16 protein-coding genes are annotated in these 15934 nt (G+C 60.1%); 7 read left to right on the plus strand and 9 right to left on the minus strand.

Annotated features, from left to right (window positions below; translation table 11 throughout):
* Nucleotides 1-6: 6 nt before the first annotated feature.
* Nucleotides 7-846 (minus strand): helix-turn-helix transcriptional regulator, encoded by an 840-nt coding sequence (locus HX790_RS00800; protein WP_026013485.1) that lies wholly within the window; start codon nucleotides 844-846, stop codon nucleotides 7-9.
* Between the two features lie 153 nt (nucleotides 847-999).
* Here HX790_RS00800 and HX790_RS00805 point away from each other — a divergent pair, with 153 nt between their 5' ends.
* The 4 genes from HX790_RS00805 to argE are packed head-to-tail and all read left to right on the plus strand — an operon-like array spanning nucleotide 1000 to nucleotide 4595.
* Nucleotides 1000-2331, plus strand: a complete 1332-nt coding sequence (locus HX790_RS00805) for a flavin-containing monooxygenase (protein ID WP_371318477.1) — start codon at nucleotides 1000-1002, stop codon at nucleotides 2329-2331.
* 23 nt (nucleotides 2332-2354) lie between these two features.
* Nucleotides 2355-2765, plus strand: coding sequence for a RidA family protein (locus HX790_RS00810; RefSeq protein WP_003207327.1), 411 nt, complete (start codon nucleotides 2355-2357; stop codon nucleotides 2763-2765).
* 10 nt (nucleotides 2766-2775) lie between these two features.
* Complete coding sequence (locus tag HX790_RS00815) at nucleotides 2776-3453, plus strand: DUF1028 domain-containing protein (protein WP_138453506.1); 678 nt, start codon at nucleotides 2776-2778, stop codon at nucleotides 3451-3453.
* Nucleotides 3450-4595, plus strand: a complete 1146-nt coding sequence (gene argE, locus HX790_RS00820) for an acetylornithine deacetylase (RefSeq protein WP_017134546.1) — start codon at nucleotides 3450-3452, stop codon at nucleotides 4593-4595. The genes HX790_RS00815 and argE overlap by 4 nt, the downstream gene beginning before the upstream one ends.
* Before the next feature lie 790 nt (nucleotides 4596-5385).
* Here argE and HX790_RS00825 read toward each other — a convergent pair.
* Nucleotides 5386-6297 (minus strand): LysR substrate-binding domain-containing protein, encoded by a 912-nt coding sequence (locus tag HX790_RS00825; RefSeq protein ID WP_010171799.1) that lies wholly within the window; start codon nucleotides 6295-6297, stop codon nucleotides 5386-5388.
* Nucleotides 6298-6547: 250 nt separating this feature from the next.
* On the opposite strand from HX790_RS00825, the gene HX790_RS00830 reads away from it, so the two are divergent.
* A complete protein-coding gene (locus HX790_RS00830) occupies nucleotides 6548-7963 on the plus strand; it encodes a cytosine permease (RefSeq protein ID WP_017139661.1) in 1416 nt (471 codons plus the stop codon).
* Between the two features lie 29 nt (nucleotides 7964-7992).
* Here the strand turns inward: HX790_RS00830 and HX790_RS00835 are convergent, their stop codons facing one another.
* Nucleotides 7993-9525, minus strand: a complete 1533-nt coding sequence (locus HX790_RS00835; RefSeq protein WP_099548759.1) for a sensor domain-containing diguanylate cyclase — start codon at nucleotides 9523-9525, stop codon at nucleotides 7993-7995.
* Nucleotides 9526-9706: 181 nt separating this feature from the next.
* Nucleotides 9707-10600, minus strand: coding sequence for a LysR family transcriptional regulator (locus HX790_RS00840; protein ID WP_017139663.1), 894 nt, complete (start codon nucleotides 10598-10600; stop codon nucleotides 9707-9709).
* A 94-nt stretch (nucleotides 10601-10694) separates the two neighbouring features.
* Between HX790_RS00840 and HX790_RS00845 the strand changes: the two genes are divergently transcribed.
* Complete coding sequence (locus HX790_RS00845) at nucleotides 10695-11876, plus strand: MFS transporter (protein WP_176991117.1); 1182 nt, start codon at nucleotides 10695-10697, stop codon at nucleotides 11874-11876.
* Here the strand turns inward: HX790_RS00845 and HX790_RS00850 are convergent.
* The 5 genes from HX790_RS00850 to HX790_RS00870 form a co-directional block, all read right to left on the minus strand.
* Nucleotides 11873-12355, minus strand: a complete 483-nt coding sequence (locus HX790_RS00850; RefSeq protein ID WP_176991118.1) for a GNAT family N-acetyltransferase — start codon at nucleotides 12353-12355, stop codon at nucleotides 11873-11875. The two genes, HX790_RS00845 and HX790_RS00850, sit on opposite strands and share 4 nt — an antisense overlap.
* An 82-nt stretch (nucleotides 12356-12437) precedes the next feature.
* Nucleotides 12438-12797, minus strand: coding sequence for a hypothetical protein (locus tag HX790_RS00855; protein ID WP_017139666.1), 360 nt, complete (start codon nucleotides 12795-12797; stop codon nucleotides 12438-12440).
* Nucleotides 12798-13772 carry a hypothetical protein gene (locus HX790_RS00860; RefSeq protein ID WP_176991119.1) on the minus strand — a complete coding sequence of 325 codons (975 nt, stop codon included), beginning with the start codon at nucleotides 13770-13772 and terminating at the stop codon, nucleotides 12798-12800.
* Between the two features lie 314 nt (nucleotides 13773-14086).
* Nucleotides 14087-14461 (minus strand): tautomerase family protein, encoded by a 375-nt coding sequence (locus HX790_RS00865; RefSeq protein WP_176991120.1) that lies wholly within the window; start codon nucleotides 14459-14461, stop codon nucleotides 14087-14089.
* Nucleotides 14462-14467: 6 nt separating this feature from the next.
* Nucleotides 14468-14803, minus strand: coding sequence for a carboxymuconolactone decarboxylase family protein (locus HX790_RS00870; RefSeq protein WP_176991121.1), 336 nt, complete (start codon nucleotides 14801-14803; stop codon nucleotides 14468-14470).
* 109 nt (nucleotides 14804-14912) lie between these two features.
* On the opposite strand from HX790_RS00870, the gene HX790_RS00875 reads away from it, so the two are divergent.
* On the plus strand, nucleotides 14913-15800 hold the full coding sequence (locus tag HX790_RS00875) for a LysR substrate-binding domain-containing protein (protein ID WP_170038514.1): 888 nt from the start codon (nucleotides 14913-14915) through the stop codon (nucleotides 15798-15800).
* Nucleotides 15801-15934 lie beyond the last annotated feature (134 nt).

Here is a 15934-nt window from a genome sequence, read left to right on the forward strand (position 1 = left end):
AGCCACTCAGCGGTGCTTGCTCATGTAACTTTCAAGCGGGTCTTTGCTCAGCACGCCCTGGGCTTCGGCGAGCGAGTCGATAAACAAGGCAAACAGTTCCGACTGCGCGCCGATATCGAGCTTGGTGTAGATGTGTTTGCGATGGGACTTGATGGTGTCTTCCGCCACCTCAAGGCGCTCGGCCAGCGAGCGGGTGGAGTGCCCACGCAAAATGAGTTGGGCAATGCGGCATTCACGCTCGGTCAGGATCGACGAGCCGAAGTTGTTCAATGCCGCGTGAATACGTTGCTCCAGCAGGTTTTCGAAGCGTGCGCCGTGGGCATCCAGGCCGACAAAATGTTTGCCCAGCACGGCCAGTACCCAAGGGGTTATGCGCTTGAATTGCGCGATGGTGGCGGCGTCGAGCTTTTGCGTAAACGCCAGGGACACCGCCAGGCTGGAGCCTTTGCTCGACTGCAGGATGTAATTGAGCTCGTCTTCGAGCTGAGAGTGGCGGTAGAACGACTGGAAGTATTCGCTCAATTCGAAGTGGTCAGGCGCAACGTCGGCCAAGGCATAGCAGCCTGAACTGACGCCTTCCACACAGGCGTCGTAAAACGGGTCGAGCAAGTAAAAGCCCGACAGGTACTGGCGCACATTGCCTTGCGGCAACCACGGCCCATCCAGCTCGAACAGTGCACTGGGCATGCCGCCACGCGGGTAAAAATACAGCGTCGTGGCCTGTATCGGCTGCACACACCCGAGCGCATCGAACAAGGCGGCAGCGAACCCCGATTGCCCGATGTTATCGGTCACCAGGGCCATCTGTTCGAACCATTGCGCAGAAGAAAGCCGGTCGTTTTCCACGTCGAAGCCTCGCTCAAAGAACTGCAAGGATGGTCACACACCCGCTCAGTCCTCGAAATCACCCGATAGGGTGAGCTTGCATCCGATATTTATGCTCACTCCAAAGCTTAATAATATTTTATTAAAAAACGCCCTCCCCCTAGCCTTGAAGCCATGCCCAAGCTGAATCCAACTGCATTACGCAAGGACAGACACATGACTCAAGCCATAACAAAAACAGACACATTGGTAGTGGGAGCCGGCCAGGCCGGTGTGGCCATGAGCGAGCACCTGAGCAAGCAAGGCGTGCCGCACCTGGTGCTGGAGCGCAGCCGTATCGCCGAGCGCTGGCGCACCGGGCGCTGGGATTCGCTGGTCGCCAACGGCCCGGCCTGGCATGACCGCTTCCCCGGCCTGGAATTTGATGACGTTGCCGCCGATGGTTTTGCGCCAAAAGAGCGCGTGGCCGATTACTTCGAAGCCTATGCCCGCAAGTTCAATGCACCGATCCGCACCGGCGTGGACGTGACCTCTGTGGTGCGTAACGTGGGCCGCCCAGGCTTTACCGTGCACACCAGCGAAGGCGTGATCGAAGCCAACCGTGTAGTCGCCGCCACGGGGCCGTTCCAGAAGCCGGTGATCCCGGCCATCGCGCCTGAAGACAGCGCGCTGCACCAGATCCACTCCGCCGACTACCGCAACCCCGCACAACTGCCCGCCGGCGCCGTGCTGGTGGTGGGCGCCGGTTCATCCGGCGTGCAAATTGCCGATGAGCTGCAGCGTTCCGGGCGCCAGGTGTACCTGTCGGTCGGTGCCCACGACCGCCCGCCACGCGCCTATCGCAACCGCGACTTCTGCTGGTGGCTGGGCGTGTTGGGTGAGTGGGACCAGGCCGCGATGAAACCCGGTCGCGAGCACGTGACCATTGCCGTAAGCGGCGCCCACGGCGGCAAGACCATCGATTTTCGTGAGCTTGCCCAGCAAGGCATGACCCTGGTCGGCCTCACCCAAGCCTTCGACGGCAACGTCGCGCGCTTCCAAGCCAACCTGGTTGAAAACCTGGCCCGTGGCGACGAGAACTACCTGGCTTTGCTGGATGCGGCGGACGCCTACATCGAGCGCAACGGCCTCGACCTGCCCGTGGAGCCCCAAGCGCGCCGCGTATTCCCGGATGCCGAGTGCATCAAAAACCCGATCCTGGAACTGGACCTGGCCAAGGCCGGTATCACCTCGATCATCTGGGCCACTGGGTTTGCCGTGGATTACAGCTGGCTGAAAGTCGACGCGTTTGACGCCGCCGGCAAGCCGCAGCACCAGCGCGGTGTGGCCAGCGAGTCGGGCATCTACTTCCTGGGTTTGCCGTGGCAGTCGCGCCGGGGTTCGTCGTTTATCTGGGGCGTGTGGCATGACGCCAAATACGTGGCCGACCACATCGCCATCCAGCGCCAATACCTTGAATACCGCGAAGCCGCACCGGTTGCTCACCCGTCGCCGGTCCTTGCCTGATCACTTTTTTCGGAGTTTTTTTGATGCCTACTCACACTCGCATCCGCATGTTCAACACCAAGGAAACCTACCCTAACCAGAGCCTCGACAACGACCTGTGCCAGGCCGTGCGTGCCGGCAACACCGTGTATGTGCGCGGCCAGGTCGGCACCGATTTTGATGGCAACCTGATTGGCCTTGGCGACCCGCGCGCCCAGGCCGAGCAAGCGATGAAAAACGTCAAGCAACTGCTCGAAGAGGCCGGCTCCGACCTGAGCCATATCGTCAAGACCACCACCTACCTGATCGACCCGCGCTACCGTGAGCCGGTGTACCAGGAAGTCGGCAAGTGGCTCAAGGGCGTGTTCCCGATCTCCACCGGGCTGGTGGTGTCGGCCCTGGGCCAGCCACAGTGGCTGATGGAAATTGACGTGATCGCCGTGATCCCCGAATAAGGAGCTGCCCATGACCTTTTCAATCGTCGCCCGTTGCGCGGACACCGGCCAACTGGGCATCGCCATCAGCTCCTCGAGCATCGCCGTGGGCGCCCGCTGCCCATGGCTGCGGCCCGGCGTGGGCGCAGTGTCGACCCAGAACATCACGTTACCGGCCCTCGGCCCGGACGTGCTCGACCTGCTGGAACAAGGCCTCGATCCTGCGGCCGCCGTCGACAAAGCCCTGACGAGCAACGGCTACAGCCAATACCGACAACTGACGGCGATTGATCACCTGGGCCGCAGTGTGCATTTCAGTGGCAGCGAAACCCTCGGCACCCACAATGCCGTGTCGGGCGAACAGTGTGTGGCGGCGGGCAATATGCTCGCCGACCGCGCAGTAATCGAAGCGATGGTGCATGCCTTCGAACACGGCGAAGGCCAGCTCGCCGATCGACTGCTGGCGGCGATGCACGCCGCCATCAACGCCGGTGGCGAAGCCGGGCCGGTGCATTCCGCCGCGCTGGTGGTGGTGGGCGAACTGACCTGGCCGATCATCAACCTGCGCGTGGACTGGGCCGATGAACAGCCCATCGCCGAACTGCAAAAGCTCTGGGATGCCTACCGCCCGCAAGTGCAGGACTACATCGACCGCGCCCTCGCCCCCGACCGCTCGCCGGGCTACGGCGTGGCCGGAGACGAGCGATGAGCCGCAGCCGCGAACTGCTGCAGACGCTGGTGGGCTTTGATACCACCAGCCGCGAGTCCAACCTGTTGCTGATCGAATTTGTGCGCGATTACCTGACGGGTTACGGCGTGGCCAGCGAACTGGTCTACAACAAGGAACGCAGCAAGGCCAACCTGTTCGCCAGTATCGGCCCGGCGCATTTGCCGGGCATTGTGCTGTCGGGGCACACCGACGTGGTGCCGGTGGACGGCCAACCGTGGACTGTGCCGCCGTTTGCGCTGACCGAGCGCGACGGCAAGCTGTTTGGCCGCGGCACGGCGGATATGAAGGGTTATATCGCCTGTGTGCTGGCGTTGGTGCCAGCGTTGGTGAAAGCCAACTTGCGTATCCCGGTGCATATCGCCCTGTCTTACGACGAAGAAGTCGGCTGCCTGGGCGTGCGCTCGTTGCTCGCAGTGCTGGAGCAACGGCCCGTCAAACCGATGCTGTGCATTATCGGTGAGCCGACCGAACTGAAACCGGTGCTCGGCCACAAGGGCAAACTGGCGATGCGTTGTGATGTGCATGGCGAGGCGTGCCATTCGGCGTATGCGCCGTATGGGGTGAATGCGATTGAGCATGCCGCCGAGTTGATTGGCGAACTGGGGCGCATTGGCCTGCGGCTGCGCGAGCAACAGGACCCGCGGTTTGACCCGCCGTTCAGCACGGTGCAGACCGGCGTGATTACGGGCGGCAAGGCCTTGAATATCGTGCCTGCCGACTGCCGCTTTGATTTTGAAGTGCGCGCATTGCCGTCGATGGACCCGGGTGAAGTGGCTGAGGAGCTGCAAGCCTATGCCATGCAGCAGGTGTTGCCGCGTATGCAGGCCGTGAGTAAACAGAGCGCGATTCGGTTTACTGAGCTCTCGGCATATCCGGGATTAGTCACCGACGAGCGCAGCCAGGCAGCGGAGTTGATCGCAGCGTTCAGTGGCTCGCGGGACTTCGGCACCGTGGCGTTTGGCACCGAAGGTGGGTTGTTTGATGCCGTGGGCATTCCCACGGTGGTGTGCGGGCCGGGGAGCATGGACCAGGGGCATAAGCCGGATGAGTTTGTGAGCCTCGAACAGTTGGCTGGGTGTGATGCCATGCTGGCGCGCATGCTCGACTCAATCCGCGCCTAAGCCACCTCCCTACCAAACACCACAGTTCAACTGTGGGAGCCGGGCTTGCCCGCGATGGCGGTGTATCAGATGGCACATTTGCAGCTGGCCCACCGCTATCGCAGGCAAGCCAGCTCCCACATTTTTTGCCCTGTGTTCCAGTCCAGGCACCGCACAACCTGTGGGAGCCAGGCTTGCCCGCGATGGCGGTGTATCAGGTGGCACATTTGCAGCTGGCCCACCGCTATCGCAGGCAAGCCAGCTCCCACATTTTTTGCCCTGTGTTCCAGTCCAGGCACCGCACAACCTGTGGGAGCCGGGCTTGCCCGCGATGGCGGTGTATCAGGTGGCCCATTCTCAGCTGGCCCACCGCTATCGCAGGCAAGCCAGCTCCCACATTTTTTGCCCTGTGTTCCAGTCCAGGCACCGCACAACCTGTGGGAGCCAGGCTTGCCCGCGATGGCGGTGTATCAGGTGGCACATTTGCAGCTGGCCCACCGCTATCGCAGGCAAGCCAGCTCCCACATTTTTTGCCCTGTGTTCCAGTCCAGGCACCGCACAACCTGTGGGAGCCGGGCTTGCCCGCGATGGCGGTGTATCAGGTGGCCCATTCTCAGCTGGCCCACCGTTATCGCAGGCAAGCCAGCTCCCACATTTTTTGCCCCGTGTTCCAGTCCAGGCACCGCACAACCTGTGGGAGCCGGGCTTGCCCGCGATGGCGGTGTATCAGGTGGCACATTTGCGGCTGGCCCACCGCTATCGCAGGCAAGCCAGCTCCCACAGGTGATTTTCAGTGTTTATCAGAAGGTATTCAGCCAAGGAGTCTTGCGAGTTCTTCGCGGCAGTAATCCACAAACAGCTGCACCGGTTTGGTCAACGGTGCCCGTCGCAACCAGACGGCGGATAATCCTGAACCGGTGACCGTTTCCGCCAACGGCACACACACCACCTTCTGCCCGTCATAGGTGTACTCGGTAAACGGCTTGGTCACCAGAATCGAAAAGCCAAACCCGCGCCCTACCATGCCGCGCACCATCTCGATGGACGGCGAACTGAACACGATATTCGGCGTTAACCCGCGCTCTTCAAAGATGCTCACGAAGTAGGTCCGGCTCGGCAGCACATCGAGCAAAATCATCGGTTCCAGCACCAGGTCCGCCAGCGACACCTTGGCCTGCTGCGCAAAGCGGTGATCGGCCGGCAACAACGCATAGGGCTGCTGCGGCGGCATCAATGGCGTGGTTTCGATGGTGCCGCCCAGGTCGTGCTCAAACAGCATCGCCACATCGATACTGCCGGCAGTCAGCGCCTGCACCAGCTCTTGCTGCTCGCCGTCGCGAATGCGGATTTCCACCCCAGGCCACAGCGCCTTGAACCCCGCGATCAAGCGCGGCAAATACAACGGTGCCACCGTCTCAAAGCAGCCGATATCGATCTGCCCCGCCACCACATCATTGTCGGCCAGGGCGTTTTGCTCGAACTCATGGGCTACCCGTAGCAACTCCAGCGCCTTGCGATAAAAGCGCGCGCCGCTGGGGGTGAGTGAAACGCCCTGGGCGTGATGACGGATAAACAGCTGCACACCAAAGCTGTCCTCCAGCTGCTTGATCGCGGTCGACACCGAGGGCTGGGCGATATACAGCTTGCGCGATGCCTCGGCAACGCTGCCGCACTCGGCCGTGGTGACAAAATATCTGAGCTGGCGCAGGTTATAGGCAGCCATCGGGACCTCCAGAAACGTGGGACTTCGCCCCAAACAAGTGCGTAAAAATCGGCTTTTTCACACTGATTCAAGACCATGCAACATACCGGAGCAAAAATTCCGGTGAGCTATATTTTTTAAGGTCTATAGCAACAAACTTACTAATTTACCTCCCTGCGCCCATTGCAGATGATCACTCCAACAACAAAGCGCCGCCCACGCTGCGCACAGCGAAGTACGTCAACGTACTCACCTTGCCTTGGAGTTCGTCATGGTCACCACTGCAACATCCTCCGCCCCGCTTATCGAAAAACACACGATCGGATACGTGCCCCCCGAAGACCGCCATGGAAAGGTAAGAGACCTGTTCACCCTGTGGTTCGGCGGCAACATCGCGCCGTTGCCGATCGTGACCGGCGCGCTGGGCGTGCAATTGTTCCACTTGAACCTGGTGTGGGGCATCGTCGCCATCCTGGTTGGCCACCTGGTCGGCGGCGTGCTGATGGCGCTGCACTCGGCCCAAGGCCCGCAAATGGGCATCCCGCAAATGATCCAGAGCCGCGCGCAGTTCGGCTCCTTGGGTGCCCTGCTGGTGGTGGTGATCGCCGGCGTCATGTACATCGGCTTTTTCGCCTCCAACATCGTGCTGGCCGGTAAATCCCTGCACGGCGTGGTCGACAGCGTGCCCGTGCCCGTCGGCATCGTGATCGGCGCCATTGGTTCCGGCATCATCGGCATCATCGGTTACCGCTTTATCCACGTGCTCAACCGCATCGGCACCTGGGTGCTCGGCGCCGGCATCGTGCTGGGTTTTGGCTACATCTTCACCCATGTGCAGACCACCGACTTCCTGACCCGTGGCAGCTTCAACATCTCCGGCTGGCTGGCCACCGTATCCCTGGCGGCGTTGTGGCAGATTGCTTTTGCGCCCTACGTGTCCGACTACTCGCGCTACCTGCCGGCCGACGTACCGGTGGCATCGACCTTCTGGACCACCTACCTGGGCTCCGCCCTCGGCTCCAGCCTGGCCTTTATCTTCGGCGCTGTCGCCGTGCTTGCCACCCCGGTGGGCATGGACACCATGGACGCAGTAAAACTCGCCACCGGCGCCATCGGCCCGTTGATGCTGGTGCTGTTCTTGCTCAGCGTGATCAGCCACAATGCCCTCAATTTGTATGGTGCGGTGTTGTCGATCATTACCCTGATCCAGACCTTCGCCTACCGCTGGATCCCCACCGCCAAAAGCCGCGCAGTGATCTCCACCCTGGTGCTGGCCGCGTGCGCCATTGCTGCCGTGTTCGCCTCCAAAGACTTCATCGGCCACTTCGTCGACATGGTGCTGGTGCTGCTGGTGGTGCTGGTGCCGTGGACGGCGATCAACCTGATCGACTTCTACGCGATTCACAAAGGCAAATACGACATTGCCTCGATCTTTCGCGTGGATGGCGGGATTTATGGCAAGTACAACCCACAGGCGCTGCTGGCCTATGCGATCGGGATTGCAGTGCAGATTCCGTTTATGAACACGCCGCTGTATGTAGGGCCGATTTCCGAGCACATCAATGGCGCGGATTTGTCCTGGGTGGTGGGCCTGGTGGTGACGTCACCGCTGTACTTCTGGTTGGCCAGTCGAGACAGTGCTTATAAGCGCCGGATGGACGGCGGGAAATTGGTGAGCGGGGTTTAAGCAAACCGACTGAAGCGGGCTGGCCCCGTTCAACTGGGGTTCAATGGTGAACCCCAGTCACCAGCCCCCGTCACACACTGGTTACGACCCGCCGCCTTGGCGCTGTACAACGCCTGATCCGCCACCTCCACCAACCCTTGCAAGTCCTCCAACTGAACCCCGGTGGCCGTCGCAATGCCGATGCTTGCCGTCAGCCGCCCGAACGGGCTGGTGCTGTGCACGATGTTCTCTTGCTTCAACAGGTCGAGAATAAGCTGGGCCACCACGGCGGCGCCGTCAGCGTCGGTGTCCGGCATGATGATGCCCATCTCCTCGCCGCCATACCGCGCCACCAGGTCTAACGGCCGCCTTACGCACGCCTCGAAGATTCTGCCCACCGTCTGCAGGCATGCGTCCCCTGCCACATGCCCGTAAGCGTCGTTAAAGCGCTTGAAATAGTCGATATCGATCATCAGCAATGCCAGCGTCGTGCCCTCACGCTTGGCGCGCAGCGCCTCCCTGGCGAGGCTCTCATCAAAGCAGCGCCGGTTTGCCAAACCCGTCAGCGCATCCTTCATCGCCAGCAACTCAAGCTGCCCGTTGGAGGTGAGCAACTGCCGCTGAGTTTCACGCAACTGATCTTCAGCCTCGGTGCGCCGACGGATATCCAGGATCAAAAACCAGCCGATAAGACCGGTAAGCCCCAGCAGCCCCGCCACTACCACCGCCGACAAGAGCGCCTCGGTGCGCCACGCGGCGAGGGCTTCGTGCTTGCCGATTGCCACCGTGGTGATCAGCGGCAGCCGGTCGCTCTGGCGAAAGGCGTAGAGCCTCTCCACGCCGTCCAGGCTGGAGGTAAATGAGGCGGTGCCGACTGACTGATCAACCAGGTACTTCACATAGATGGGCGACTTGGAAAAGTTGCGCCCCATGTCCTGCTCGCGAAACGGATAGCGAGCCAGCAACGTACCGTCTGTATGGGACAAGCCAATCGCGCCGTCCTGCCCGACATCGATCTTGCCAAACAAGCGCAGGAAATTTTCGATGCCTAAGGTCACCGCCACAACACCGGCAAAATCACCCTGCGAATCATTGAAACGCCGGCTGATGGTCATCACCCATTCCTGATTCGACCGGCTGATAATCGGCGGGCCGATAAAGATCTCGTGGGAAGGATCGTCACGGTGATGAATGAAATAGGCACGGTCTGTGCTGTTGGCGCCCGCAGGAATCGGCCGGTTGGAGGACATCAACCAGTGCCCCTGTTTATCGTAGATCGTGACACCACTGAGCTGTGGCATCAGCGGCTGCTGGCGGTTGATCAATGTACTTAGCCGCTGAATCTGCACCGGGCCGCTGCCTTCGGTTTCCAGACGCTCGACCAGCCCGAGCAACAGCAGCGCACTTTGGCGCACGATGCCTTCGGAATAAGTCGACAGCGCCTGGGTAAGGTTCAGGCCATGGACGTCCACCTCCTGCAGGGCGCGATCTCGAGAGGCAAACACCTTCCAGACCGTCAATGACCCCAGGGAGCAACCGATAACGGCCAGCAAAAGCACAACCAGGTGGGTATCACGCTTCACATTGCTACCTTTGGAACCTACGGTTTTCCGTAACAGCGGACAGTGGACCTGGGCACCGGCGGCAGCCATTCGCCCTTATTCGCGGGCAAGGATACAAGCAGTTACAAGCCTTCGCAGCAACAGATTATGTGGACGAGAATGGTTCATATTGCCGCGCCTCACGGTGCCCGCAAGCCGGCGCTTACAGCTGATGATGCTCGAGCAAAAAGTCCACAAACAAGCGCACTCGCGCCGGCATCGCCGCGCCGCCGACGAACACCGCGTGAATCGGCTCAACGTCGCCGGGGTTCCAGGCTTGCAGCAGCGGTATCAACTCGCCGCGCCGCAGGTCTTCGCTGACGGTGAACTCACCGATACGCGCAATACCGGCGCCCACACGCGCAAGCTGTGCCAGCGCCTCACCACTGCTGCATTCGATGTTGCCGCTCACCTTCAAGGAATACGCTTGGCCGTCGCGCATAAACGGCCAGTTGGGTTCGGCACGCCGGAAGTTGAAGCGCAGGCAATTGTGCCGCAGCAGGTCTTCGGGTTGCTGCGGGGTGCCGTGGCGCTGCAGGTACTCGGGCGAGGCCACCACCACCTGGCCGGTTTCGCCGAGCCTGCGCGCGGTCAGCGGGCTGTCGGGCAAATGGCCAAAGCGTATCGCCACATCGGCCTGGCCGCCAAGAATGTCGACCACCTCGTCGCCCAGGGTCAGGTCGACCACGATGTTCGGGTAGCGCGCACTGAAGGCGGCCACCAAGGGCACGATCGTCATGCGCCCATGGCCCAGGGCGGCGCTGACCCGCAACCGGCCCCTGGGCACGCCCTGGTCGGCGATGGCCTCTTCCACCTCGTCCATGTCGGCCAGGATACGCCGCGCACCGCGCAGGAACGCCTCGCCCTCGGCGGTAAAGGTGATCGCGCGGGTGGTGCGCAACAGCAGCCGAGTGCCAAGGCGTTGTTCGGCACGCGCGATAATCCGGCTGACTGCCGACGGCGTAAGCCCCAACGCACGCGCCGCCGCCGACAGGCTGCCCTCCTGCGCCACGCTGGCGAATACCAACATCTCACCTGACCTGCCGTTGAAGTCCATTTGTGCCCCTTACGCAAAGGTGATTGGCAAAAACGCCATCTACCGCCTTCAAACGCTGGATCGTAGCATTGGCGGCATAGATAAGGAGCCTTCCATGCGTATCAATCCACCCCTCGTTACACTCGCCATGGGTGCCTTTGGCATCGGCGTCACCGAGTTCGCCCCCATGGGCATGTTGCCGGGCATCGCCGCCGACCTCGGCGTCTCGATTCCCGCCGCCGGCCTGTTGGTCAGTGCATACGCCATGGGCGTGCTGCTCGGCGCGCCACTGATGACCCTGACGACCGGCAAGATCCCCCGGCGCTACCTGCTGATCGGGCTGATGGCGATTTTCACCCTGGGCAACCTGATGTCCGCCCTGGCCACCGACTATTACAGCCTGATGATCGCCAGAGTCGTGACCTCCCTGAACCACGGCGCGTTCTTTGGCGTGGGCTCCGTGGTCGCCGCCAGCGTGGTCGCCCCGGAGAAACGCGCCGGCGCGGTGGCCGCCATGTTTATGGGCCTCACCCTCGCGACCATCGGCGGCGTGCCGCTGGCCGCCTGGTTCGGTGAACTGTTCGGCTGGCGCACCGCGTTCTGGGGCATTACCGGCCTCGGCGTTGTCGCCATGGCCGCGCTGTGGTTCGCCCTGCCCAACCTCAAGGCGCCGCCACACGTCAGCGTGATGGCCGAAATCCGCGTATTGGGCCGTGGCCCGGTGCTGGGCGCACTGGCCCTCACCGTCATCGGCTCGGGCGCCATGTTCACCGTCTTCACCTACATCGCGCCCATCCTCAGCAGCGAAACCCACGCCTCCACCGCCTACATCACCGCCATGCTGGTGCTGTTCGGTGTGGGCCTGACACTCGGCAACCTGTGGGGCGGCAAGGCTGCGGATCGCTCGATAGATCGCACCCTGATCGTGTCGCTGAGCGTGCTGATTGTGGTGTTGCTGGCGTTCACCGTACTGATGCGCTGGCCGTTGCCCGCGGCTGTGGCGATTTTGATATGGGGCGTGGCGAGTTTTGCCCTGGTGCCGCCGTTGCAGATGCGGGTGATGGAGGCGGCCAAGGACGCGCCTAACCTGGCGTCGGCGGTGAATATCGGGGCGTTTAATTTTGGCAACGCGATTGGGGCGGCGTTGGGCGGTGTGGTGATTAATGCGGGCTGGGGCTATCCGGCGATTTCGCTGGCAGGCGCGGGGATGGCGGGGTTGGGGTTGTTGATGGTGGTGGGGTTTGCTTGGCGGTCGAGGGCGAGAGGAGTGTTAGCCGTCAATCAGGCGTCCAGCTAGCCAGCTGGGCCAATCGCCGGAACACTCCGGCGAACATAATAATTGTCGAATTCACTGCTTTCGATGAATTGGAAACCATGGCGGATATAAAAGCGATTCGACGCGCTGTCTTTGAGAGCCCCCACTTTAATGGGGAGCGCAGCCGCATCCGCCTCTTTGAAAATCTGAGTAAGCACCGCAGACCCTACGCCGGATCCCTGCGCGCCCGGGCGCACATACAAATGGTCAAGCAAGAGCTCATTGTGGTGATGCTTGACCACTACGAAACCAACCCTCTCGCCAGTTGCCTCGATGTAGCGTGTGTTGCGAGCTTCAAAACCACCAAGAAACCGCTCGCGCGCACGCACTGGATCAAATCGCCCAACACGCTCCAGGCTTTCACGCATGGCCTCGATTCGAATGGCGACCAGATCATCCAAATCACTTTCTTGAGCCTGGACCAACCTGATTGGGGAGTTTTGATTGGGTGTGACGGGCATAGTCTGCGCTCCAGCTAGCGTCCTGGGACGGCCAGTATAGAGAGCCTGGCATTAGGTGCCCAGGTTCAGGGATGCGGGGCGGTTAGTTTTCTATGAAGAACCAGCTGATAGCCATTCCTATGATGGATACAACCGCTACGAGTAGCGGCATGACCATCCAGAACTTGAGACGTCGTGGGATTTTTTCAACGTCCCCAACCTGTACCAAATGCCGCCACTGAAACACTTTAGGGATAAGAATGATGATAGCCATGGCGACTACACGCACGTGCCGCCCCTCAAAATGAGCATTACGGAAAATATGCCTGTACCCGAGTACATAGTCGCTGTGTTGCACGTAGTGCTCTGCGGCATCGAGTTTTTTGAACATCACGTAAAAAGTGAGCGGAATGCTGAGTACCATGAGGATGAGGGAGCACGTGCCCAGATATAGCCAAGCCATTTAATTACTCACGGTCTTGTAGATAAACTTGCCTGCGCTTTCCGCCAGTCCGCTTCCGAGCGCCCCTGTAGCGAACCCACCTGCTGCACCGCCTACGATTGCACATGCCAAGGCTCCAGCACCCGCTGTAGGTATGCCAAAAACAACTACACAGGCGCTGATACCAATACCAGCCCCAATGCTCCCGCCAACTGCTGCGCCCGTAACTCCGGCTACCAATTTACCCCCTTCAACATACTTTGCCTGCGTACACTCTTGCTCACGCCCTGTGGAACACGCCTCCGTTATCTCCAGCGCCGTCGCCCCAACATCCAGCGCTATGCCAATGTAAGTCCCCTTCTTCAATATTTGCGAGGCCTTGGCTAAACGTTTAACCCTTTCCTCATACCCACGAATGTCTCCATGGTGCCAATAGCTTTTACTGGAAATCCCCAACATCTTTTTAATCGAACCTTCGTTTCTCAACCCCGTACCAAAGCGCGCCATGCCCGAGATTTGGCTATCCAACTTGGCAAACAGCGCCCTTCGCTTAACCAAAAACTCCTCCCTTGCCCCAGTGGTGCCTTTGCTCAAGTACTGCTTATGCAAACTCTCGATTTCGACAAGGGTCTTCTCGACTTGCGCCAAATGCTTGCTCCATGCACTGCTGGCACTGCCGATGCCAAGGGACGAATAGCTCAAGATAGCCTGCACCTGATCATAGTTTTTGATCAGGAACTGGTCAGTTGCGGAGTACGCCAACAGGGCGAGCTTTATATTTTGCGCCGATCGCATCAGCTGTGCCTCTTCAGCGGTGCAAGCGGCGGTTCGGCTATCCCCGATGATCACCAATTGCCCCGGCAACACTACCGTGTTGCGGATGTGCTGGTTGAGGGTGTCGAACTTGGTGTGTGAATACGGATCAAGCGCCAAGCTTAGTTTAAGCAATGGATAAGGCTGGGGATGTTCATTGATAAATGCGTAGGGTCCCTGCATGCGTGCACCTCCAAGTGGCTGAGGCGCACGACTATAAGAAGGCGCCACAGCGGAGGTAAGACGTGTATAGGGGTGTTTTTAACGTTTCAGAAACGGACCACTTCACTCTAAGTACATGCCTACGCACTGGACGCTCCGGGGCTCGCTGAGCCGTTGTTACATCGACATATTCAATGTCGATACGGGCGTGCGCGTGCCCACGGCCAATGAGCCGAAAATAGAACGTACTTGTGTGTTGGATCGGTTACCGACGCTGTAGCGTAAAAACGGGATCATATTTAACTGTGGTATGATCCCGGTTTTAATGAAAAAACCTAGTTGCCCCGCCCTCCCCCAAACGACCACTCATCACCGGCCGTCGTGGCGATCACCACCATCACGTCTTCCGCGTTCAACCCCGTCGCCCGCCCCAATTTCTCGACCAGATCACGGTAAAAATGCTGTTTAGTCGTAACACTTCGAGCACGCCCGGCAGTAATCGCGATCAGCACAAAGTCATGGCTACGCGGCCCACCCAGATAGTGGGGATCGAATATCAGCTCGCCGACCTCATGTTGGTGGATGACCTGGAAGCGATCTGTCTTCGGTACTTCGAAGCTCTCGACCAAGGCGTCGTGCAACCCCTGAGACAACGCCTGTAAATACTCGGCTGACTTACCGCGGTGCAGTGAAATCCGTGCAAATGGCATCAGCGCTTACTCCTGGCGTTCTGAAAGGCCAACCTGTAGTTCGCTCAGCACATTCAGCGCCGAAGCAGCCGTCGGCCAACCTGAATAAAACGCCAGATGGGTGATGACTTCGGCCAATTCATCGGCACACACGCCGTTATCCAGCGCACGTTGCAAATGAAACGGCAGTTGCTCAAGACGGTACATCGCCACCAGCGCAGCCACCGTCACCAAACTGCGTTCACGGGGCTTGAGTTGCGTAGGCGTCCATATGTCGCCGAACAATACGTTGTCGGTCAACTCGGCAAACTTCTGCGGATAGTTGCCCTGGGGTTCTCCCCCAGTGGACGTAGCTGTATTCATGATGTTTTTCCCTCCGATGTCCCGATCTGAAGGATGAAATTATCAAGTCGCAACCCTTCCGAATATCAGATTTAATAGCGCCTACCATCCGGAATTAGTGGACTATTGAATGCGCCGCCCCACCTTCGATCTTGATGTATTGCGCACCTTCGTCACGGGTGTGGAGTTCAACAGCTTTGCCAAAGCTGCGGATCGTCTCGGTCGGTCGACGTCTGCCGTGAGTGCTCAGTTAAAGAAACTTGAGGAGCAGATAGGCACGCCGGTACTGGCTAAGTCCGGGCGCGGGCTGGTCTTGACCCCCACAGGCGAATCACTGCTCAGCCATGCCCGCCGGTTACTGGAGTTGAACGACAGCATTTTCCACAGCGTGCATCAAAGCCAGACCGCCGGAACCCTGCGCCTGGGGCTTCAAGAGGACTTTGGCGAACATTTCCTGAGCGATATCCTGCGACGCTTTGTACAGACTTACCCGAGGGTGAGCCTCGAAGTCAGGATCGCCCGTAATGCCGAACTGCTGACGCTGATCGAAAGTGCAGCCCTGGACCTGGCCCTGACCTGGGACACCGGGCCTATGTCGCCCTATGCCACGCGCCTGGGCGAAACACCGATGCACTGGATCGGGCCGCGCGATACGCCATTGCTGACCGCCGCTGACGACTCACCACTGCCCTTGATAATGTTCGACGCGCCTTGCGTACTCCGCAGCGCCGCCACCCAGGCGCTGGACGCCGCGCAAATACCCTGGCGCATCGCCCTCACCAGCCCCAGCGTGGCGGGTATCTGGGCAGCCGTCGCCGCCGGGTTGGGCGTGACGCTGCGTACTCGCATTGGGCTGCCGAGCCATCTCAGTGTGGTTTCTGGCTTACCCGTCGTGCCAAGCCTTGGTTATGTACTGCACAGCGGTGGCGGCGAGCCCACTGCGGCGGCCCAGCAATTGGCTGCTTTGATCAAGGCGGGGCTGCAAGAACAGGCGTTTCGGTTCACGGTGACGCAATAATCGAAAGTACGTAAGGGCTCAGTTCGAGTGATGTGGATGGGGAGCGTAATTGGGCAGAATCGGCCAAGAGCAGACATTTAGCCTTATGCCCACGTCATTCATAATGATTGTTCCAGTAAGAGCGAGAAATAAGC

The organism is Pseudomonas sp. IPO3747, from assembly GCF_013385245.1.
In the GTDB taxonomy this organism is placed as follows: Bacteria; Pseudomonadota; Gammaproteobacteria; order Pseudomonadales; family Pseudomonadaceae; genus Aquipseudomonas; species Aquipseudomonas edaphica.